This is a genomic window from Geodermatophilus sabuli (assembly GCF_900215145.1).
In the GTDB taxonomy this organism is placed as follows: domain Bacteria; phylum Actinomycetota; class Actinomycetes; order Mycobacteriales; family Geodermatophilaceae; genus Geodermatophilus; species Geodermatophilus sabuli.
Window position 1 is genome coordinate 42,085 of record NZ_OBDO01000009.1, and the last position, 20,582, is coordinate 62,666.

At 75.0% G+C, this 20,582-nt stretch carries 21 protein-coding genes; 13 read left to right on the forward strand and 8 right to left on the reverse strand.

The annotated features are described in order from the left end of the window. Window positions 1-2: 2 nt before the first annotated feature. On the reverse strand, window positions 3-320 hold the full coding sequence (locus CRP39_RS18825; RefSeq protein ID WP_097207926.1) for an AzlD domain-containing protein: 318 nt from the start codon (window positions 318-320) through the stop codon (window positions 3-5). Next, window positions 317-1,018, reverse strand: coding sequence for an AzlC family ABC transporter permease (locus tag CRP39_RS18830; protein WP_097207927.1), 702 nt, complete (start codon window positions 1,016-1,018; stop codon window positions 317-319). Before CRP39_RS18830 ends, CRP39_RS18825 begins: the two co-directional genes overlap by 4 nt. Window positions 1,019-1,204: 186 nt before the next feature. Between CRP39_RS18830 and CRP39_RS18835 the strand changes: the two genes are divergently transcribed. Then, a complete protein-coding gene (locus CRP39_RS18835; RefSeq protein WP_097207928.1) occupies window positions 1,205-2,356 on the forward strand; it encodes an Mrp/NBP35 family ATP-binding protein in 1,152 nt (383 codons plus the stop codon). 144 nt (window positions 2,357-2,500) lie between these two features. Here the strand turns inward: CRP39_RS18835 and CRP39_RS18840 are convergent, their stop codons facing one another. From CRP39_RS18840 to sigE, 4 genes are all read right to left on the reverse strand, one after another. Next, the gene (locus CRP39_RS18840; RefSeq protein ID WP_097207929.1) at window positions 2,501-2,896 is read right to left on the reverse strand and encodes a twin-arginine translocase TatA/TatE family subunit; all 396 of its coding nucleotides are present in this window, start codon (window positions 2,894-2,896) and stop codon (window positions 2,501-2,503) included. Window positions 2,897-3,000: 104 nt separating this feature from the next. Further along, on the reverse strand, window positions 3,001-4,308 hold the full coding sequence (locus CRP39_RS18845; RefSeq protein ID WP_245853972.1) for a S1C family serine protease: 1,308 nt from the start codon (window positions 4,306-4,308) through the stop codon (window positions 3,001-3,003). 299 nt (window positions 4,309-4,607) lie between these two features. Continuing rightward, window positions 4,608-5,180: an anti-sigma factor family protein gene (locus CRP39_RS28130; RefSeq protein ID WP_097207930.1), complete on the reverse strand. Its 573-nt coding sequence runs from the start codon at window positions 5,178-5,180 to the stop codon at window positions 4,608-4,610. Continuing rightward, the gene (gene sigE / locus CRP39_RS18855; RefSeq protein ID WP_216359819.1) at window positions 5,177-5,767 is read right to left on the reverse strand and encodes an RNA polymerase sigma factor SigE; all 591 of its coding nucleotides are present in this window, start codon (window positions 5,765-5,767) and stop codon (window positions 5,177-5,179) included. Before sigE ends, CRP39_RS28130 begins: the two co-directional genes overlap by 4 nt. Window positions 5,768-6,039: 272 nt before the next feature. Here sigE and CRP39_RS18860 point away from each other — a divergent pair, with 272 nt between their 5' ends. After that, the gene (locus CRP39_RS18860) at window positions 6,040-6,690 is read left to right on the forward strand and encodes an O-methyltransferase (protein ID WP_097207931.1); all 651 of its coding nucleotides are present in this window, start codon (window positions 6,040-6,042) and stop codon (window positions 6,688-6,690) included. A gap of 31 nt (window positions 6,691-6,721) precedes the next feature. On the opposite strand, the gene argG is transcribed toward CRP39_RS18860, so the two are convergent. Together argG and glgC are read right to left on the reverse strand one after the other, a co-directional pair. Beyond that, the gene (gene argG, locus CRP39_RS18865) at window positions 6,722-8,170 is read right to left on the reverse strand and encodes an argininosuccinate synthase (protein ID WP_097207932.1); all 1,449 of its coding nucleotides are present in this window, start codon (window positions 8,168-8,170) and stop codon (window positions 6,722-6,724) included. Window positions 8,171-8,235: 65 nt separating this feature from the next. Beyond that, window positions 8,236-9,456, reverse strand: coding sequence for a glucose-1-phosphate adenylyltransferase (gene glgC, locus CRP39_RS18870; protein WP_097207933.1), 1,221 nt, complete (start codon window positions 9,454-9,456; stop codon window positions 8,236-8,238). A gap of 164 nt (window positions 9,457-9,620) precedes the next feature. Between glgC and CRP39_RS18875 the strand changes: the two genes are divergently transcribed. The 11 genes from CRP39_RS18875 (at window position 9,621) to CRP39_RS18925 (ending at window position 20,485) form a co-directional block, all read left to right on the forward strand. Continuing rightward, window positions 9,621-10,484 (forward strand): glycosyltransferase, encoded by an 864-nt coding sequence (locus CRP39_RS18875; RefSeq protein ID WP_183358920.1) that lies wholly within the window; start codon window positions 9,621-9,623, stop codon window positions 10,482-10,484. 218 nt (window positions 10,485-10,702) lie between these two features. Beyond that, a complete protein-coding gene (locus CRP39_RS18880; protein ID WP_216359820.1) occupies window positions 10,703-11,644 on the forward strand; it encodes an ABC transporter substrate-binding protein in 942 nt (313 codons plus the stop codon). A 9-nt stretch (window positions 11,645-11,653) separates the two neighbouring features. Continuing rightward, window positions 11,654-12,742, forward strand: a complete 1,089-nt coding sequence (locus CRP39_RS18885; RefSeq protein ID WP_097207934.1) for a FecCD family ABC transporter permease — start codon at window positions 11,654-11,656, stop codon at window positions 12,740-12,742. After that, window positions 12,739-13,548: an ABC transporter ATP-binding protein gene (locus CRP39_RS18890; RefSeq protein ID WP_097207935.1), complete on the forward strand. Its 810-nt coding sequence runs from the start codon at window positions 12,739-12,741 to the stop codon at window positions 13,546-13,548. Before CRP39_RS18885 ends, CRP39_RS18890 begins: the two co-directional genes overlap by 4 nt. Window positions 13,549-13,627: 79 nt before the next feature. Further along, window positions 13,628-14,074 carry a hypothetical protein gene (locus tag CRP39_RS26460; protein WP_097207936.1) on the forward strand — a complete coding sequence of 149 codons (447 nt, stop codon included), beginning with the start codon at window positions 13,628-13,630 and terminating at the stop codon, window positions 14,072-14,074. Between the two features lie 14 nt (window positions 14,075-14,088). After that, entirely contained in the window at window positions 14,089-14,832 is a 744-nt protein-coding gene (locus CRP39_RS18900) for a GAF domain-containing protein (RefSeq protein ID WP_172442518.1), read from the forward strand. A gap of 205 nt (window positions 14,833-15,037) precedes the next feature. Next, on the forward strand, window positions 15,038-15,478 hold the full coding sequence (locus CRP39_RS26970) for a response regulator (RefSeq protein ID WP_172442519.1): 441 nt from the start codon (window positions 15,038-15,040) through the stop codon (window positions 15,476-15,478). 175 nt (window positions 15,479-15,653) lie between these two features. Further along, window positions 15,654-16,340 (forward strand): response regulator transcription factor, encoded by a 687-nt coding sequence (locus CRP39_RS18910; protein WP_097207938.1) that lies wholly within the window; start codon window positions 15,654-15,656, stop codon window positions 16,338-16,340. Next, on the forward strand, window positions 16,330-17,688 hold the full coding sequence (locus CRP39_RS18915) for a sensor histidine kinase (protein WP_097207939.1): 1,359 nt from the start codon (window positions 16,330-16,332) through the stop codon (window positions 17,686-17,688). Before CRP39_RS18910 ends, CRP39_RS18915 begins: the two co-directional genes overlap by 11 nt. A gap of 140 nt (window positions 17,689-17,828) precedes the next feature. After that, the gene (locus CRP39_RS18920) at window positions 17,829-19,829 is read left to right on the forward strand and encodes a multicopper oxidase family protein (protein ID WP_097207940.1); all 2,001 of its coding nucleotides are present in this window, start codon (window positions 17,829-17,831) and stop codon (window positions 19,827-19,829) included. Then, window positions 19,826-20,485 (forward strand): hypothetical protein, encoded by a 660-nt coding sequence (locus CRP39_RS18925; protein ID WP_097207941.1) that lies wholly within the window; start codon window positions 19,826-19,828, stop codon window positions 20,483-20,485. The genes CRP39_RS18920 and CRP39_RS18925 overlap by 4 nt, the downstream gene beginning before the upstream one ends. Window positions 20,486-20,582: the final 97 nt, after the last annotated feature.

Consider the following 20,582-nt stretch of genomic DNA (forward strand, 5'->3'; position numbering starts at 1 on the left):
GATCAGCCGGCGAGGACGTGCACCAGCGCGCCGGCAGCCCCGGCGAGCACCAGGACGACGATGAACGGCGCCCGCAACGCCAGCGCGACCGCGGCCACGGCGAGCCCGGCCAGCCGACCGTCGACGACGATCGCGCCGTCGGTCGTGGCCGCCTGGACGGCGACCAGCGCGGCCAGCAGTGCGGCCGGGACGAAGTCCACGACCCGCGCCACCCACGGCTGCTCGACCCAGGCGGCGGGCACCGACAGGCCGGCCAGCTTGAGCAGGTAGCAGCCCACCGACCCCGCGACGACCGCCACCCACAACGCGGTGCCGGTCACGCCGCCCCCTCCGCCGCCGCCGTCCTCCGGGGCCGTCCGGCGAGGGCCACGGCCACCACCGCGGCGATGACCTGCACCCCTACCGGCACGAACGGCGTCAGCGCCAGCGCCACCACCGCCCCGCCCACGGCGACCCGCCGCTGCACCGCCGCCTCGGGGTACGACCGCCGCAGCCGCGGCCAGAGCAGGGCGAGGAACGCGGCCGGGACGACGGCGTCCAGCGCGGCCAGCGCGGCACCGCTGAGCGCGGCCGCGCCGAGCGAGCCGACCACGGTGGTGAGGTTCCAGACGACGAAGATCGTCGCCCCGCCGGCGAGGAAGGCCAGCCGCGCCAGCTTCCGGTCGGGCGCGGCGATGGCCAGCGCCGTCGTCTCGTCGATGATCCAGTGCGCCGTCCCGAGCCGGGGCACGACGCCCCGCAGACGCAGCAGCGGGACCAGCCGGACGCCGTAGACGGTGTTGCGGGAGCCGAGCAGCAGTGCACTGCCGACGGCGGCCAGCGCGCTGCCGCCCGCGCCGAGCACGCCGACGAGGGCGAACTGGCTGGCGCCGGTGAACATGAGCAGCGACATCGTCACGGCCTGCCACAGATCCAGACCCGCGGCGTCGGCGGCCGCGCCGAAGGCCACGCCGTAGAGACCGACCGCCAGCCCCAGGCCGACCGCGTCGCGGAGGGTGGCGGAGCGCTCGGCGGACACGGCGTCGAGGTTAGGACCGCCGGCCGACGGTCCTGCCGACCCCCTCGGTGCGTACCGGATCACTCCGTCGGCGGCGCGGCAGCCCCCGCGCGCCGCCGTACAGTGGCAGGTGACCCGTGCGCGCAGGTCGCCGCCGCCTCTCGGCGGGCCGGCCCGGGTCCCCCGTCGAAGGAGACAGACGCAACGATGTCCGCCCCGCTGACCGGCACGCCGGCGCTCGACGCCGTCACCGCCGCTCTGGCCACCGTGCAGGACCCGGAGATCAACCGCCCGCTCACCGAGCTGGGCATGGTCAAGGACGTCCAGATCGCCGAGGACGGCGCCGTCCGGGTCGAGGTGTACCTCACCGTGTCGGGCTGCCCGATGCGCGACACCATCACCAACCGGGTCACCCAGGCCGTCTCGGCCGTCCCCGGGGTGACCTCGGTGCAGGTCGGCCTCGACGTGATGGACGACGAGCAGCGCGCCGAGCTGCGCCGCACCGTCCGTGGCACCGACGCCGCCGACCCGGTGATCCCGTTCGCCCAGCCGGGTTCGCTGACCCGCGTGTACGCCGTCGCCTCCGGCAAGGGCGGCGTCGGCAAGTCGTCGGTGACCGTCAACCTCGCCGCGGCGCTGTCCAGGCGCGGGCTGTCGGTCGGCGTGGTGGACGCCGACATCTACGGCCACTCGGTGCCGCGGATGCTGGGCGTCGACGACAAGCCGACCCAGGTCGACAACATGATCATGCCGCCGCAGGCCTACGGCGTGAGGGTCATCTCGATCGGCATGTTCACCCCCGGCAACACCCCGGTCGTGTGGCGCGGGCCGATGCTGCACCGTGCGCTGCAGCAGTTCCTCGCCGACGTGTGGTGGGGCGACCTCGACGTCCTCCTGCTGGACCTCCCGCCCGGCACCGGCGACGTCGCCATCTCCATCGCCCAGCTGCTGCCCAACGCCGAGATCCTCGTCGTGACGACGCCGCAGCTGGCCGCGGCCGAGGTGGCCGAGCGGGCCGGCGCGATCGCCACCCAGACCCACCAGCAGGTGGTCGGCGTCATCGAGAACATGTCCTGGATGGACCTCCCCGACGGCTCCCGCGTGGAGGTCTTCGGGTCCGGGGGCGGCCAGACCGTCTCCGACGCGCTGACCCGCACCCTCGGTGCGCGGGTCCCGCTGCTCGGCCAGATCCCGCTCGACACCCGGGTGCGCGAGGCCGGCGACGCCGGTGCCCCGGTCGTGCTGGCCGACCCCGAGTCCCCCGCCGCCCAGGCGCTGACCGCGATCGCCGACGGGCTGGCCAGCCGTCAGCGCGGGCTGTCCGGCATGTCGCTGGGGCTCACCCCGGTCCGCCGCTGACCTGACCGACGCCTCGAGAGGCCGGCTCCCCACCCGGGAGCCGGCCTCTTCGCGGTCGCCGGACCGCCCGCATCGCCGGCGTTCCTCGTGCCCAGCCGGGGCTGCAGGACCGGCGATCTGCGAGGAACGCCGGCAATGGGTGGACTACGTCGCGTCGGGGTCGAACGGCGGCGGGGTGGCCGCGTCGCGGGAGCGGACGGCGTCACGGCCGGCCACGGTCGCGCCCGCGCCGGCCGTCGCCAGCCCGGCCGACCCGGTGGCGCTGCCGCGGCGCACCGCGGGGGCCCCGTCGTCGGCGAGCAGCTGGTTCCGGATGAACGTCTTGGGGTGGTACTGGCGCAGGTCGAGGTCGCGCAGCCTGGCGAGGTCGTCGCCCAGGGACTCGTCCATCTGGGCGCGGACGCCGGTGATCGCCTCGCGCACCTTCCTCAGCCCCGTCGCGGCGTCCTTGGCCAGGTCCGGCAGCCGTTCGGGCCCGAAGATGAACAGCGCGGCGAGCGCGAGGACGATGATCTCGCCCCAGCCGATCGAGTCGAACACGAAACCGCTCCCGTCGTCCCGCGGACCACCTGCCGCCGCGGTCCTCCAGCCTAGGCGCGCGAGAGCGCCGGGTCAGTGCCCCGATCCGGGGGGTGGCCGGGGTCTCAGGCCTCGTCGAGCGTGGCCTCGACGGTCGTGGAGGCCCCGCCGCGGATGAGCTCGATGCGGACCGTCTCGCCCGGTTCGTGGGCGTCGACGGCGACGACGAGCTCCTCGGAGCTGCCGACCGCGTCGTCGTCCACCGCGATGATCACGTCCTGCTCCCGGATGCCGGCCTCCGCCGCGCCGCTGCCGGGCTCGACGTTGACGACGAGCGCGCCGTCCCGGGTGCCGTCGGTGACCGAGCGGGCGTTGACACCCAGTGCGGCGTGCACGGCACGGCCGGTGCTGATCAGCTGCTCGGCGATGTCCCGGACGGTGTCGATGGGGATGGCGAAGCCGAGGCCGACGCTGCCGCCGCCGAGGGAGGCGATGGCGGTGTTGATGCCGATGACCTCCCCGGAGCCGTTGACCAGCGCGCCGCCGGAGTTGCCGGGGTTGATGGGGGCGTCGGTCTGGACGGCGCTGATGACGGCGTTGGTGTCACTGCCCTCCCCCGACAGCCGCACCGGCCGGTCCAGCGCGCTGACGATGCCGCTGGTGACCGTGCTGGCCAGGCCCAGCGGGGAGCCGATCGCGACGACGGGGTCGCCGACGACGACGTCGCCGGACTCGCCCAGCGCCGCGGTGAGCAGGCCGGGCTTCTCGACCTTGAGGACGGCGATGTCGCTGGCCGGGTCGCGGCCCACGATGCGGGCCGCGGAGCCGCTGCCGTCGGAGAAGACCGCGCGGATCTCCGCACCCTCGACGCCGTCGGCACCGGAGATGACGTGGTTGTTGGTGACGATGTAGCCGTTCTCGCCGTCGACGACCACCCCGGAGCCGGTGGCGCCGGCCTCGCCGAGGCGGACCTCGACGGAGACCACCGTCGGGGTGACCCGCTCGGCGATGTCGGAGACGGAACCCGGTTCGCGGGAGACGCCCTCGCTGGTCTCGTTGAGCTGGGCGCCGGGCGCCAGCAGCGGGGTCTCGCTCGCGGTGCGGGTCAGCAGGTAACCGGCGGCGCCGCCGATGGCACCGACCAGCACGACGGCGAGCAGGACCAGGACCGACAGCCGGATCGACAGGTCGCGCAGCCGCAGCTTCCGGCGGCCCCTCGCGTCGACGACGACGGGGCCGGGCTGGTCCTCCGGCTCCTCGAAGACCGCCGGACCGGTGAGGCCGGCCGGGGCGTGCGGGTCCCGCCAGGGGTCGGAGCGGGCGTCGGGCTTCCACCACGGCCCGGTGGCGGTGCGGCGGCGTCCCGGCCGGCCGCCCGGCGGCTCTTGGAGCCCGCGCCGATCCGGTCCGGGCGGCGCGAACGCGCGCAGCACCGCCTCGGGCGGCGGCGGCGGGAGCGGGCGCGCCGGCGGGGCCGGTCGGTCGCCGGCGAAGCTGCCCTGGACGGCGGCCGGCCGCCCGAAGGCGGCTCGCTGGGAGGGATCGGGCGCCGGAGGGCGCAGGACGGCGGGGCGGGTGCCGCCGGGCGGGGGGTCGAAGCCGCCGACGCCGGCCCCCGGGCGCGCGAAGACCTCGTCGGGGACCGGTGCCTCGTCGGCCGGCCGCGACTGGTCGGGGGCCTCCGGGTTCTCGGGCAGCGGGTCCTCCCCGGACGCGGTGTCGGTGCGGCTGTTCAGGGTGTTCCGCCGGGGCGACCGACGGTGGTGTCCAGGATGATGGAGCGCACCACCGGCGGGGCGATCTCGGTGCGCTGCTCCGAGGAGGAACCGGCCACCGAGGCCGGCTCCCGGGGATCGGTGTCCGGGACGTCGGCGGGGAGCCCCAGGGCCAACACGGTGACACCGAGGCCGAGCCCGGCGATCGTGCCGGCGACCCCGCGCCGCAGCCACCGGGCATGGCCGGGGCGCTCGGCGGCCGGCGGGGGCGGCGTCAGAGGCACCGACCACGAGCCGGTGGGGCCGGAGACGGTCAACTGCCCGGGCCCGGCGCTCAGCCCGCCGCCGGCACCGGGGACGTCTGCGGTGAAGGGGATCGCGCACAGCCGGGAGAGCAGGTCACCGGGCACCGCGACCTCGGAGCAGGTGTGCAGGGCGTCCTTGGCCTCCCGCTGGGCCTGTACGGCCATCCGGCACTGGGCGCAGCCGGCCAGGTGCCGGGCGGCGCGGGCAGCGGGACCGCCGGCCAGCTCGCCGTCCACCAGGGCGGCGATGGCCTCCTGGGCCAGGTGGCTCTCGGGGATGTTCACCCCGCGCTCCCCTCCGCGACCACCGGGCGGCGCGGTGCCAGGTGCGCCAGGGCCTCGCGCAGCTGGACCCGGCCGCGGTGGATGCGGCTGCGGACCGTGCCGAGCTTGATGCCGAGGGTGGCCGCGATCTCCTCGTAGGTCAGCCCCTCGATGTCACAGAGGACGACGGCGACGCGGAACTCCGGTGACAGCGCGTCCAGCGCCGCCTGCACCTGCGGGTCGAGGTGGGTGTCGGAGTAGACCTGCTCGGGGCTCGGCGCGGTGCCGGGCAGGCGCTCGGTGTCCTCGGGCAGCGCGTCGAAGCGGATCCGCTGCCGGCGCCGCACCATGTCGAGGAACAGGTTGGTCGTGATCCGGTGCAGCCAGCCCTCGAAGGTGCCGGGGGAGAAGTCGGCCAGCGAGCGGAACACCCGGACGAACGTCTCCTGGGTGAGGTCCTCGGCGTCCTGCGGGTTGCCCGACAGCCGGTAGGCCAGCCGGTACACGCGGGCGGAGTGATCGCGCACGACCTGCTCCCAGGTGGGCGCGACCCACACCTCGACGCCGGACACGGCGGCCGGCTGCGCGGGGACGGCGGGGTCGGACACGGCTCCAGGATCGCAGACGGGGGCCGTTGCCTGCCCGCCCACGTCGGCGGGGCGGGGCGGGGCAGCTCGCTCGGGGCGCACGTCTTGCTCAACGGGCGGTTCGCCGCCCCGTGTTCCCGTTCACAGCAAGCTCACAGCCCAGCCGGTCGTGGGCGGTCACCGGCCGGCGGGCCACTACCCTCGCCCGTGATGAGCGCCGCGACGACGACAGGGCAGCGGGCACCGCGGCGCGCGCCGGCGAGCGAGGAGCGGAACCGGTCCGGAGCCGGGCGGTGAGCGCCCCGGGACCGCGGTCCGGGAGGGACGGCGCCGCCTACGCCGACCGCTTCGCGGCCGAGACGCCGGCCCTGGCCACGGCCCGGGCGCGGGCGGCACGGCTCGGCGGCCCGGCGCCGGTGGAGCCCGCGGTCGGCGCCGCCCTGGCCGTCCTGGCCGCCACCGGCGGCGCCCGCGCGGTCGTCTCGATCGGCAGCGGCGCCGGCGTGGTCGGGTTGTGGCTGCTGGAGGGCATGCGGCCCGACGGCGTCCTCACCGCCCTGGACGGCGACCCCGAGCAGCTGCGCGCGGCCCGCGTCGCCTTCGCCGAGGCCGGGCACCCGGCCGGCCGCACCCGGATGATCTTCGGGACGCCGGGCGAGGTGCTGCCCCGGCTGTCCCCCGGCGCCTACGACATGGTCGTCTGCGCCGGGCGCCCCACCGACTACGCCCGCCACCTGGACTCGCTGCTGGAGCTGGTGCGGGTGGGCGGCACGCTGACCTGCCACGGGCTGCTCGAGGACGACCGGATCGCCGACCGCACGGCCCGGGACGAGCAGACCGTCACCTGGCGGGAGCTGGCCCGCAGCGTGCGGGAACACGAGTCCCTGACGTCCGCCGTCCTGCCCATCGGGGCGGGCCTGCTGGTGGCGACCCGCCGCCGCTGAGGCGGTCCCCGGCGCCGGGGCGGCTACCGGGTCAGTCGGTGCCGGACTCCATCGCGGCGCGGTCGAGCAGCTCGTCCTCCTCGGAGACCGCTCCGCGCGAGGCGATCGCCTGCGCCCCGCCCGCGGCCATGGCGCCGATCAGCCCGGTCTTGGCCGCCTGCGCGGCCCCGATCGATGCCGGGGCGACGCCGCCGACCATGCCGATCGCCGCGTACTGCTCGAGCTTGGCCCGCGAGTCGGCGATGTCCAGGTTGCGCATGGTGAGCTGGCCGATGCGGTCCACCGGGCCGAACGCGGAGTCCTCGGTGCGCTCCATGGACAGCTTGTCCGGGTGGTAGCTGAACGCGGGGCCGGCGGTGTCGAGGACCGAGTAGTCCTCGCCGCGCCGCAGCCGCAGGGCCACCTCGCCGGTGACGGCCATGCCGACCCACCGCTGCAGCGACTCCCGCAGCATCAGCGACTGCGGGTCCAGCCAGCGCCCCTCGTACATCAGCCGGCCGAGGCGCCGCCCCTCGCTGTGGTACGTGGCGAGGGTGTCCTCGTTGTGGATCGCGTTGACCAGCCGCTCGTAGACGATGTGCAGCAGGGCCATCCCGGGTGCCTCGTAGATGCCCCGGCTCTTGGCCTCGATGATGCGGTTCTCGATCTGGTCGGACATGCCCAGGCCGTGCCGGCCGCCGATGGCGTTGGCCTCCAGCACCAGGTCGACGGCGGAGTCGAACTCCTTGCCGTTGATGCTGACCGGCCGCCCCTGGGCGAACCCGATCGTGACGTCCTCGGGGGCGATCTCGACGGCGGGGTCCCAGAACCGCACGCCCATGATCGGCTCGACGACCTCGATCCCGGCGTCCAGGTGCTCCAGCGACTTGGCCTCGTGGGTCGCGCCCCAGATGTTGGCGTCGGTGGAGTAGGCCTTCTCGGCGCTGTCCCGGTAGGGCAGGTCGTGGGCGAGCAGCCACTCCGACATCTCCTTGCGGCCGCCGAGCTCGGTGACGAAGTGAGCGTCCAGCCACGGCTTGTAGATCCGCAGGGAGGGGTTGGCGAGCAGGCCGTACCGGTAGAACCGCTCGATGTCGTTGCCCTTGTAGGTCGAGCCGTCGCCCCAGATCTGGACGTCGTCCTCGAGCATGGTGCGCACCAGCAGGGTGCCGGTGACCGCCCGGCCGAGCGGGGTGGTGTTGAAGTAGCTGCGGCCGCCGGAGCGGATGTGGAACGCGCCGCAGGTCAGGGCCGCGAGGCCCTCCTCCACCAGCGCCGCCCGGCAGTCGACCAGGCGGGCGATCTCCGCGCCGTACGCCGTGGCCCGCCCCGGCACCGAGGCGATGTCCGGCTCGTCGTACTGCCCGATGTCCGCGGTGTAGGTGCAGGGCACCGCACCCTTGTCGCGCATCCACGCGACCGCCACCGAGGTGTCGAGTCCGCCGGAGAAGGCGATGCCGACGCGCTCGCCGACCGGGAGTGAGGTGAGGACCTTGGACACGAGAAGAAGTATGCACGCCGCTGCATGATCATGCACAGGCGGGGGGGCGCGCCCACCCCGGCGGCCTACACCAGGGCGCGGGCCCCCTTGCCGAGGACGGTCACCCCGCCGGCGCTCACGTGGTAGCGCTCGCGGTCGCTGGAGAGGTCGACGCCGAGGCGCGCCCACGGCGGGACGACGACGTTCTTGTCGAGGATGGCCCGCCGGACGTAGGCGCCCTCACCGACGAACACGCCGTCCATGAGCACGCTGTCCTCGACCCGCGCCCCCCGCTCGACCCGCACGCCCGGGGAGATCACCGAGTTGTGCACCGACCCGCCACCGATGATCGCGCCCGCACTGACCATCGACTCCTCGGCCCGGCCGCCGAGCACGAACTTCGCCGGGGGCAGTTGCGGCGGGAGGGTGAGGATCGGCCAGCGGTCGTTGTAGAGGTTGAAGATCGGGGTGACCGACACGAGGTCCATGTGCGCGTCGAAGTAGGAGTCGATCGTCCCGACGTCCCGCCAGTAGCCGTGGTCCCGCTCGCTGGCACCCGGGACGATGTTGGTGGAGAAGTCGTAGACCCACGCGTCGCCGGCCTCGGCCAGCATCGGCATGATCGAGCCGCCCATGTCGTGGGCGGAGTCCTCGTCCTCCGCGTCGGCCCGCAGCGCCTCCAGCAGCGCGTCGGTGGTGAACACGTAGTTGCCCATGGAGGCGAAGCTCTCCTCGGGCGAGTCCGGCAGGGCCGGCGGGTCGGCGGGCTTCTCCAGGAACCCACGCACCTTCCCCTCGGCGTCGGCGTCGATGACCCCGAACTCGGTCGCCTCGGCCCGCGGCACGCGCAGGCCCGCGATGGTGACCCCCGCCCCGGTCTGCACGTGCTGGTCGATCATCTGCGCCGGGTCCATGCGGTAGACGTGGTCGGCGCCGAAGACCATGACGATGTCGGGCCGCGCGTCGTAGATGAGGTTCAGGCTCTGGAAGATCGCGTCGGCGCTGCCGGTGTACCAGCGCGGCCCGAGCCGCTGCTGGGCCGGCACCGGGGTGATGAAGTTCCCCAGCATCTGCGACAGCCGCCACGTGGTGGTGATGTGCCGGTCGAGGCTGTGGCTCTTGTACTGGGTGAGGACGGCGATCTGCCGGACCTCGGCGTTGACGAGGTTGGACAGCACGAAGTCGATGAGCCGGTAGTTGCCGCCGAACGGCACCGCCGGTTTGGCCCGGTCCGCGGTCAGGGGGGCCAGCCGCTTGCCCTCACCGCCGGCCAGGACGATGCCGAGAACCCGAGGACCGCCACGCATGTCACGCAACGTAGCCGCTGGGCGGGGCTGTCGCCGCCTCACGGCGCATGGCGGTCATCCCGAGTAGGAGACGGCTGCCTGGTGCCGGACGGAGCCGCCCCCCGCGGGGTACCGCCGCGAGCCTGCGAGCGGTGGGGGCAGGAGGTCCTCCTAGGGTGCGGCGCGTGCGCATCGGCATGGTGACCCGCGAGTGGCCGCCGGACGTCTACGGCGGCGCCGGGGTGCACGTGGAGCACCTCGCGGCGGCCCTGCGGGCGCTCCCGGACGGGCCCGAGCTCGACGTCCACTGCTTCGGCGGGCCCCGGGAGGACGCCACCGGGCACGCCGTCCCGGCCGGCCTGTCCGGTGCCAACGGCGCGCTGCAGGCCCTGGGGGTCGACGTCGAGATCGCGGGAGCGCTGGCCGGCGTCGACCTGGTGCACAGCCACACCTGGTACGCCAACGCCGCGGGCCTGTTAGCCGCCCTGGTGCACGGGGTGCCGCACGTGGTGACCGCCCACTTTCCCGAGCCGCGCCGGCCGTGGAAGGCCGACCAGCTCGGCGGCGGCTACCGGCTCTCCTCGTGGGTGGAGCGCACCGCCCACCTCACCGCCGACGCGGTGGTGGCGGTCAGCGCCGGTATGCGCGACGACGTGCTCGCCGTCTACCCGGAGCTGGACCCCGCCCGGGTGCACGTGGTGCACAACGGTGTCGACGCCGAGGCCTACCGGCCGGTCGAGGCGCCGGACGTCGTCCGGAGGCTGGGGGTCGACCCGGCCCGGCCCTACGCGCTGTTCGTCGGGCGGATCACCCGGCAGAAGGGCGTGCCGCACCTGCTGGCCGCCGCCGAGCAGCTGCCCCCCCCCGACGACCCCACCACCTTCGAGGCCGGGCTCGCCACCCGCGTCGCCGAGCTGCTCGCCGATCCGGACCGCGCCGCGGCGATGGGCGCGGCCGGCCGGGAGCGGGTGCTCGCCGAGTTCGGCTGGCCGGCCGTGGCGCGGCGGACGGTCGACGTCTACTCCGCCGTCCTCGGCGCGCGGAGCTGACCGCGCCGCTGGGGTACCGTCGCTGCGCCGGCTCGTGCCGGCGACGCCCGTGCAGCGAAGTCCGGTGGGAACCCGGCGCTGTCCCGCAACTGTGAGGGTCCTCGTGGCCTGAGCCAGATCGCCTGCCGCGCGTCCTGTACCGACCCTCGCGGCAAGGGTCGCGCATCGGGCGTCGGGTGCCCGTGGGCGGCACGCGCTGCCTCCCAGAGAGACCTCCCTTGCCCCGAACGACTCCGCGCCGGTCCACCCCCGCCGCGCTGCTGCTCCCCCTGCTCCTCGCCGTGTCCGCGTGCGCCGGTGACGACGCCGCCACCGGGGACGCCGGTGCCGCGACCACCGCCACCGGGGCCTTCCCGGTCACCGTCTCCGGCGACGCCGGCGAGCTCACGATCGACGAGCGCCCGGAGGCCATCGTCTCGATGTCGGCCTCGGCCACCGAGATGCTCTTCGCCATCGGCGCCGGCGACCAGGTCGAGGCGGTCGACACCACGTCGGACTTCCCGGCCGAGGCACCGACCACCGACCTGTCGGCCTTCACGCCCAACGCCGAGGCGATCGCCGCCCACGCGCCCGACCTCGTGGTCCTCAGCGACGACCTCAACGGCATCGTGGACGCCCTCGACGCGCTCGAGGTGCCCACCCTGCTGCTCGGCGCTCCCGACACCCTCGAGGAGAGCTACGCCCAGGTGCAGACCCTCGGTGCGGCCACCGGCCACCCCGACGAGGCCGCCGACGTCGTCGCCGACGTGCAGGACCGGATCGCCGCCGCCGTCGAGTCCGTGCCGGCCGAGGTGCAGGGCATGCGCGTCTACCACGAGCTCGACCCGAGCTTCTACTCCGCGACCAGCGAGACCTTCATCGGCAGCGTCTACTCCGCCTTCGGCCTGGAGAACGTCGCGGACGGCGCGGCTGATGCCTCCGGCGGCTACCCGCAGCTGTCCGCGGAGTACGTCGTGGGTCAGGCGCCGGGCCTCGTGGTGCTCGCCGACACCGTCTGCTGCGGGCAGACCGCCGCCGCGCTGGCGGAACGGCCCGCCTTCGACACCGTGCCGGCCGTGCGGGAGGGCCGGGTGTTCGAGGCCGACGACGACATCGCCTCCCGGTGGGGCCCGCGGGTGGCCGACTTCGCCGAGTCGCTGGCCGCCGTCCTGCGGGGCTGAGCGGAGCCGATGACGGCCACCGCGGACGGCACCCGCAGCCCCGCCGCACCCCCCGCTGCCCGGACCCGCCACCGGGCGGCGCTGGTGCTGTGGGCCGCCGGGGTGGCGCTGGTGCTCGCGATGCTGGCCGGGGTGTGGGTCGGCGCGCTGCCGCTGCCCCCCGGCGCGGTCGTCGCCACCCTCGCCGACCGCGCCCTGGCGCCCCTGGGCGTCGACGTGGGCGGGGGGCTGGAGGGCACGGGAGCCGCGGTGCTGCTGCAGCTGCGGCTGCCGCGGGTGGTCCTCGCCGCCCTCGTCGGCGCGGGGCTGGCCGTCGCCGGCGCCGCCTACCAGGGGGTCTTCCGGAACCCGCTGGCCGACCCGTACCTGCTGGGCGCGGCCGCCGGGGCCGGCCTCGGCGCCACCCTCGTCATCGCCTACGCGCCCGGGACCTCGCTCGGCCCGGTCGGCGTCGTCCCGCTGGCGGCGTTCGCCGGCGCCCTGCTCGGCGTCGGCTCCGCGCTGGCGCTGGGCACCGCGGCCGGCGGCTCGCACGGCCCGACGCTGCTGCTGGCCGGCGTCGCCGTCGCCTCCTTCCTGGCCGCCGCGCAGACCCTGGTCCAGCAGCAGAACACCGATGACCTGCGCGAGGTCTACGGCTGGCTGCTCGGGCAGCTGGGCCGCGCCCAGTGGTCCGACGTGCTGCTGGTGCTCCCCTACCTCGGCGTCGCGTGCGTGGTGCTGCTGCTGTGCGGGCGGGCCCTCGACGTGCTGGCCGTCGGCGACGACGAGGCCCGCTCCCTCGGCGTCCACCCGGGCCGGATGCGGCTGCTGGTCATCGTCGCGGCGTCCCTGGCCACCGCGTCGGCGGTCGCGGTGAGCGGGCTGATCGGGTTCGTCGGGCTGGTGGTGCCGCACATCGCCCGCCGGCTGGTCGGCGGCTCCAACGCCCGGGTCCTGCCCGCGGCCCTGCTCACCGGCGGCGCCTTCCTCGTGGTCGCCGACCTGGTGGCCCGGGTGGTGCTCGCGCCGGCCGAGCTGCCGATCGGCGTCGTCACCGCCTTCGTCGGCGCCCCCTTCTTCGCCGGGCTGCTGTGGCTGGGGGCGAGGCGGCGGTGAGCACCCCCGGTGCCGGCGGCGCCCGCGTGGAGGTCCTGGGACTGAGCGCCGCGTTCGGCCGCACGCGCGTGCTCGAGGACGTCCGGCTGGCGGTGGAGCCCGGCGGGTGGACGGCGGTCATCGGCCCCAACGGGTCGGGCAAGTCCACCCTGCTGCGCTCGGTGCTCGGGTTCCACCCGCACGAGGGGATGGTCCGCGTCGACGGCGTGCCGACCACCGGGATGCCCCGTCGCGAGCGCGCCCGCCAGCTCGCCTACGCCCCGCAGCGCCCCGTCGTCCCCGAGGGCGTGAGCACCGCCGACTACGTGGCGCTGGGCCGGACGCCGCACCGCTCCCTGCTGGCCGCGCCCCGGCCGGGCGACCACCGGGTCGTGGCCGAGGTGATGGGCCGCCTGGAGCTGACCGGGCTGGCCGACCGGCTGGTGACCACGCTCTCCGGTGGTGAGCAGCAGCGCGCCGTCCTCGCCCGGGCGCTGGCCCAGCAGCCACGGGTGCTGCTGCTGGACGAGCCCACGGCGGCGCTCGACCTCGGCCACGCGCAGCAGGTGCTCGACCTCGTCGACCGGCTGCGCCGCCAGGACGGCCTCACCGTCCTCAGCACCCTGCACGACCTCAGCCTGGCCGGGCAGTACGCCGACCGGCTGGCGCTGCTGTCCGCCGGCCGCGTCGTGGCCGAGGGGCGCCCGGCCGACGTCCTGACCGCCGACGCGCTGGCCAGCCACTACGGCGCCCGCGCGGAGGTGGTCGCCGGCCCGCACGGCCCCGCGGTCCTGCCGCTGCGCGCGCCCGACGGCGACCGGGGATGATCGTCGGCCGGACCGCTGCCCGGGGCCGGCCACGCGCGGCGGGCCGGCCGGGCGGCCCGGACCCCCGAGGAGGAACCGCGTGTCGCAGGCCGCCGCGCCGGTGCTGCAGGTCGGCCTGCTCGCCGCCCCAGGCGCCCCCGCCGAGCCGGCCGGGTGGCTGGCCACCGAGCTCACCACCGAGCTGACGGCGGCGCACCCCGAGGTCCGGTGGGAGCTGCGGGCCGTGGAGGACGGGCTGGTGCAGCCCCCCGCGGACGACGACGGAGATCGTGGTGGCCACCCGGCGCCGGCGGCTGGCCGAGGACTGGGACCTCGCCGTCGCGCTCACCGAACTGGGTCCGGCTCACCGCGGTCGCTGGAGCTGGCCTGGCTGACCTGCTCGCTGGCCACCGTCGGCGGCGCCCTCGGTGCCGGGCTGGAGTCCGACGAGGCGGTGCGAGGCCGCCTACACCTACCGGTCCGGCCAGGTCGTGGAGGAAGCGGGAACGGCCGGGTCCGTTTCGTCGAGTGCCCGGCGCGGCGATGACGGATGATCGGCCCGTGTCCATCGCCGAGCGCTTCTCCGCCGCGGTGGGCGACGTCTCCGACGCCGACCTGGCCGGGCCGGAGCTGCTGCCCGTCCGGCTGTCCCGCGCGTGCGCCCGGATGCTGGGCGTCGACGCCGCCGGGCTGAGCGTCCTCGACAGCTCCGGCCGGCGCGTTCCGCTGGGGGCCAGCTCGGACGCGGCCGAGGTCGCCGAGCGGCTGCAGTTCACCGCCGGCAGCGGCCCGTGCCAGACCGCGCAGGAGCACCGGGAGCCGGTGTTCGCCGTCTCCGCCGACCTGCACCGCCGGTGGCCGACGTTCGCGTCCCTGCTCGCCGAGCGCACCCCCTTCCGCGCGGTGGTGGCCCTCCCCCTCGGCGAGACGCTCGCCGGCCGGGGTGCCCTGGACCTCTTCTTCGCGGACGAGACGGCGGTGACCGGGCTGGACGTGTTCGAGGCCATGGCCGTCGGCGACCTGGTCACCTCCGCGCTCGGCGAGGCCGCCGTGTGGTCGCCGTGGTCACCCGACGGCGGGCCGGCCTGGTTGCACGGCCCGGTCTCCCGGCGCCGGTCAGCGGTCTGGGAGGCGATCGGCCGGCTGAGCCTGGCCCTGGACACCGGGGCGGCTGCGGCTCTGGACCTGCTGCGCGCCGCGGCCTGGTCGGCGGACCGGTCGGTCGATGACCTCGCGTCCGACGTGGTGTCCGGCCGGCTGGACCCCACGACACTGCACCCGGGGGCCGCCGACCCCCCTCGGTGAGGCCCCGGCCCGCCCCTCGGGCACCGGCGACGGCGGTGCTCCCCGCGATTGGGGGTCGGCCACCCCCGCCGTTCGGCTGTCGCGGCGCGCCGGGACGGCGACGACACTGTGCGTACACGGGCGCAACCCCCGTGCGACTGGCCGGACAGTGGCGTGGGTACGGTGCCCACCGCTCGGTCCCCGGAGACGATGGAGGAGGTGGCGCGTGATCAAGGTCCTGCTGGCCGACGACCACGCGTTCGTCCGCGACTCGCTGACCGAGTTGCTCTCGGCGAGCGGGGACGTCGACGTCGTCGCCCAGTGCGAGGACGGCGAGCAGGTCCTCGACGCCGCCCGGCGCACCCACCCCGACGTCGTCCTCCTGGACCTGGCCATGCCCCGGGTCACCGGGTTGCAGGCAGCGCGCGAACTGCTGGCCGCCCACCCGGACACCCGCGTCGTCGTCCTGACCGGCTCTCTCACCCCGGCGCTGGTGGCCGAGGCCCAGGAGATCGGCGTCGTGGGCTACCTGCTCAAGGACGACGACCCGGGCGCCCTGCCCGGACACGTGCGGGCGGTGGCCGCCGGTGGCACGGCGTGGAGCGACGCCGCAGCGTCAGCGGCCACCCCCCGGACGGGTGGAACCGGCTGTGATGAGAGGAACTGAACGGCACAGTCTCGTGCACTCTGTGTGTCGATCCGCTCATGGCACGGTGCACCCACCGGGATCCAGGTCCTGACCTGTCTCGTGACCCCTGGTCAGGTGCTCGTCACCCAGGTGCTGTGTGCGGGCTCCCCCCGCGCGGCGGCCGGGAGACGGGGTACGACTACGGGGGTAGGACATGACGCTCGCCCAGCTCGACGGCAGCACCCGCATCGACCAGATCCGGGTCCTGGTCGTCGACGACCACCGCACCTTCGCCGAGCTGCTCTCCGGCGCGCTCGCGTCCGCGGGCATGCAGGCGGTCGGGACGGCGCACTCCGCGGCCCAGGCCGTGGCGATGGCCCAGGACCTCCAGCCCGACGTCGTGGTCATGGACATCGAGATGCCGCGCCAGGACGGGCTGGCCGCCACCCGCCGGCTGCGTGAGGTCGCCCCGAACGCCGTCGTCGCCGTGGTGACCGCCCATCGCGACCCCGACTGGGTGGTCCGGGCCGCGCAGGCCGGCGCCTCGGCGTTCATCCCCAAGGACGGCTCGCTGGCCGAGATGATCGACGTCCTGTCCCGGGTGCAGGCCGGGCAGATGCTCGTCGCCCCCTCCACCTTCGCCGGTGGCCCGACGTGCGCGCCGGCCGCCTCGCCCGACCGCATGGCCCCGCCGCAGCTGACCCGCCGCGAGCAGGAGGTGCTCGACTGCCTCGGGCGCGGCATGCAGGTGAAGGCCATCGCCCGGGTCCTCGGGATCACCCTGGAGACCTGCCGCGGTTACGTGAAGTCGCTGCACGCGAAGCTCGGTGCCCGTTCCCAGCTCGAGGCCGTCGTCAAGGCGCAGCAGTTGGGGCTCCTCGGCTCCCTGAATGAGCACTGAGACGCCCTCTGCGCCCGCTACCGCCGCTCCCGCCGGCACCACGGGTCGTTCGCGACGCCGCGCCCCGGGCGTCCGGCGGGAGCTGGCGGCCTTCTGCCTGACGGCGCTGCTGACGCTGCTCGTCGTGTCGGCGGGCACCATCTGGCTCAGTGAGCGCATCGCCCGGACCAACGCGCTCGCCGAGGCCGAGCGCGCCGCCGAACGGCTCGGCGAGATGCTGGTGACGCCGGTGCTGACCGAGGCGCTGGCCGGGGTGCCGGATCGGTGGGAGGAGCTCGACCGCGACGTCCGGAACCGGATGAGCGACGGCTCGGTGACCAAGATGGTCGTCTGGCGCGCCGACGGCCGGATCCTCTACGCCAGCGACCCCCAGCTCATCGGGCAGGTCCTCCCCCCGTCCGACGAGCTGCGCGCGGCCATCGCCGGGGAGACGGTGTCCTCCGTCGACGAGGCCCCCGAGACCGCGACGGGCGCGGATGGCGCGCTGCTGGAGGTGTACGCCCCCCTGCGGGTGCCCGGCGAGGAGCTCGCCTTCGAGGCGTACTTCGCCTACGCGGGCATCGACCGGCAGGCCGCGCTGCTGCGCGGCGAGATCATCCCGATGGCGATCGGGGCGCTCGTCCTGCTCCAGGTGGTGCAGATCCCCATCGCCGTCTCCCTGGCCCGGCGGGTGCGCCGGCAACAGGCCGAGCGCGCCGCGCTCATGCAGCGCACCGTCGAGGCCTCCGAGCGCGAGCGCCGGGCGATCGCCGCCGACGTGCACGACGGTCCGGTGCAGGACCTCGCCGGCGTCAGCTACGCCCTCTCCGCCCTGCGCGGCGCCCTGCCCGAGGACCGCCAGCCGACGGTCGACAAGCTGGTGGGTGCCGTCCGGCACGCCGTGCAGTCGCTGCGCCGGCTGATGGTCGACATCTACCCGCCCGACCTCAGCGGCCCCGGCCTGGGTGCGGCGATCTCCGACGCCGCCGAGCCGCTGCGGACCGAGGGCGTGACGGTGCTCATGGACGCCGCGCCGTTGCCGGACATGACGCCGGACGCTGCCGCGACGCTCTACCGCACGGCCAAGGAGGCGCTGGCCAACGTGGCGCAGCACGCGGGTGCCACGCACACCTGGATCACCCTCGAGGGCACCGACCTGCTCGACAGCGGCCCGGCGGTGCGGCTGGAGATCGCCGACGACGGGGTCGGGTTCCCCGCCGGCGGGACGGACCGGCGCCACGAGGGGCACCTGGGCCTGTCCCTGCTGCGCGACCGCATCGTCGACCTGGGCGGCACGATGACCCTCGGCGAGCGCAGCGGCGGCGGCGCCCTGCTGACCGCAGTGGTACCGCCGAGTCACGGTCAGTGACGCAAACGGCCGTCTGACCTGCACAGACCCCCCATTTGCGGGAGCCCCGCATCCCCTCGGAACGGGCTGTGACGAGGGGGGCCTGAACGGGAGAGTTCCACTACCGCGTCCGAGCCCGCGGCAGTGAAGGAGCCTTCCCGATGGACCTGCCCAGCCTGAACCGCCGTGACGTCCTGAAGGTGTCGCTGGCCGGCACCGCAGTGATGGCACTGCCCTTTCAGGCCGTGCTGTCGGCGAAGAGCGCCTCCGAGCTCGACGAGTCGAAGCTGCCGAAGCCGTACGCCGCCGCGTTCCGCGCGCCCCGGGTCGCCACGCCGGTCGCCACGGACGACGTCCCGGGCAACGACTACGGAACCCGGCCCGACACCGGCGCCGTCATCCCCGGTGGCGCGTACAGCGGCACCGACTACTACCGCATCGAGCAGAAGCCCACGACGGTCGAGTTCATCAAGGGCATCAAGACCACGATGTGGGGCTACAACGGGGAGGTCCCCGGCCCCACCATCCGCACGTACGTCCAGAACGGCCAGGCGCGCCGGGTGGTCATGCAGCAGATCAACCGGCTGCCGGCCAAGCACCCGACGCTGGGCTACGTCCCGTGGACCTCCACGCACCTGCACGGCTCGCCGTCCAAGCCGCAGTTCGACGGGTACGCCGGCGACCTCACCCAGCCCGGTGAGTGGAAGAACTACGAGTACCCGAACAACTGCACCCCGCGGACGGCCTGGTACCACGACCACGGCGTGCACCACACCGCCCAGAACGTCTACATGGGCCTGGCCGCGCAGTACCACATCGTCGACGAGGCGCTCGAGCAGCAGCTCGGCATCCCGCGGCACCGGCGCGACTGGCCGGCCGGTCACCCCCAGTACGAGTTCCCGCTGATCATCAGCGACGTCATGTTCGCCAGCAACGGGCAGCTGATGTTCGACGCCGACGGGGAGTCCGGCCTCTACGGCGACGTCATCCTCGTCAACGGCGTGCCGTGGCCGAACATGAAGGTCGAGCCGCGCTCGTACCGCTTCCGGGTGCTCAACGGCTCCCTGGCCCGCGGCTACAAGCTGCGGCTGAGCAACGGCAGGCCCTTCACGGTCATCGCCACCGACGGCGGCTTCGTGCACGAGCCGCAGACGGTCACCTCGTTCACCATCGGCATGGCCGAGCGCTACGAGATCGTCATCGACTTCACCAGCATGAAGGGCTCGAAGGTCCAGCTGCTGAACAGCGGCGTCAAGAACGCCCGGGACTTCGCCCACACCGGCAAGGTCATGCAGTTCGAGGTCGGCACCGCGGCGCCCACCAGCCTGGAGGGCAACGGCCCGCTCGACACGGCGGCGTTCGCCGCCCTGGAGCACCCGGCGATGAAGCTGACCACCGGCGAGTCCACCGCCACCCGGCACATGCGGCTGGAACGCACCAACGGCCTGTGGGTGATCAACGACCAGACCTGGGACGACGTCGTCCGGTCCAACTACTCCAAGGTCTTCGCCAACCCGGCGCCCAACTCGGTCGAGATCTGGGAGATCGAGAACTCCTCAGGCGGCTGGTTCCACCCGCTGCACGTGCACCTCGTCGACTTCCAGGTGCTGGACCGCAACGGCCAGCCGCCCCGCCCCGAGGAGCGCGGCCCCAAGGACGTCGTCTACGTCGGCGAGAACGAGACCATCCGCGTCCTCATGCGCTTCGAGCACGAGGAGGGGCGGTACATGATCCACTGCCACAACCTCTCGCACGAGGACCACGACATGATGATCCAGTACCAGGTGGGTCATCACGACATCGACTGCGACTCGATCAACACCTGCCCGCCGCAGGGCGGTGAACCGCCGGAGCTGACGCCGCGGACGCCGCCGGCCGAACCCGAGGCCCCCGGTGGGGGCAGCGAGCTGCCGGGCGACGGGGAGGTGCCGGAGACGCCGGAGACGCCGGAGACGCCGGAGGTGCCGGAGGTGCCGGAGACGCCGGAGGTGCCGGAGACCCCGGCGCCGACCACACCGTCCACGCCGCCCCGGCGGGGCACGGCGCCCACGACGGCGCCCACCACCCCGGCGCCCACCACCCCGGCACCGACCACCCCGGCACCGGCACCGGCCCCCACCACGTCGGCCGCGCCGACCACGCCCACACGGCGTACGCGGTGACCGCCGTCCACGCCGCCCCGGCGGGAACCGACCGGGCGGCCGCGCCGGCCCGCCGCGTCTCCCGCTGGCAGCTGGTGGCGGCGCTGGGGCTGGCCGCCGCCGGCGGGCTGCACGTGGCCGCCGCGGTGGACCACCTGGAGTCCGGTGAGCTGGCCGTCGGCTTCTTCCTCCTGACCGCGCTGGCCCAGGTGGGCCTGGCCGCCTGGCTGGCGCTCAGCGCCCTCACCGGCCGGCGGCCCAGCCCGGAGCTGACCGCTCTCTCCGTGCTGGGCACCGTGGGCCTGCTCGCGCTCTACGTCGTCGCCCACACGACCGCCCTGCTCGACGCCTTCGCGGTGACCGACCCGGGCACCGGGGGCCACGCGCACGACGTCCCCGGGCGGGAGATGCTGACCGTCGACCCGGTCACGGGCGTCGACTTCACCCAGGGCATGCCGGTCGCCGTCGACGGGCCGGTGGCCATGGACGGCGAGCCGGTCGCCGCGGCCGGGCACGGGCCGGAGTCGGTGGGCACGGCCACGGTCGGCGCCGAGCTGCTGGCCCTCACCGCACTCACGGCGCTCCTGCCGGCCACCTGGCGCGGCCGGGCCACCAACGGACTGCTGGCCCTGGGCGGGCTCGCCTGGGTGCTCTGGTTCACCGGCGTCCTCGGGTGAGGAGCGCCCCTCGGACAACCGCTGCGGTCGCTGGTGACCCCCGCACCAGTGACCGCAGCGGTGGGCGGCACCGGGCTCCCCGCCCGGGTACCGCCGC

Excerpts from the sequence above, each read along its gene's own strand:
- CRP39_RS18835 (WP_097207928.1), top strand. The coding sequence starts at position 1,205 with ATGTCCGCCCCGCTGACCGGCACGCCGGCGCTCGACGCCGTCACCGCC.
- glgC (WP_097207933.1), bottom strand. The coding sequence starts at position 9,456 with ATGCGTGGCGGTCCTCGGGTTCTCGGCATCGTCCTGGCCGGCGGTGAG.
- CRP39_RS18885 (WP_097207934.1), top strand. The coding sequence starts at position 11,654 with ATGACGGCCACCGCGGACGGCACCCGCAGCCCCGCCGCACCCCCCGCT.
- CRP39_RS18910 (WP_097207938.1), top strand. The coding sequence starts at position 15,654 with ATGACGCTCGCCCAGCTCGACGGCAGCACCCGCATCGACCAGATCCGG.
- CRP39_RS18915 (WP_097207939.1), top strand. The coding sequence starts at position 16,330 with ATGAGCACTGAGACGCCCTCTGCGCCCGCTACCGCCGCTCCCGCCGGC.
- CRP39_RS18920 (WP_097207940.1), top strand. The coding sequence starts at position 17,829 with ATGGACCTGCCCAGCCTGAACCGCCGTGACGTCCTGAAGGTGTCGCTG.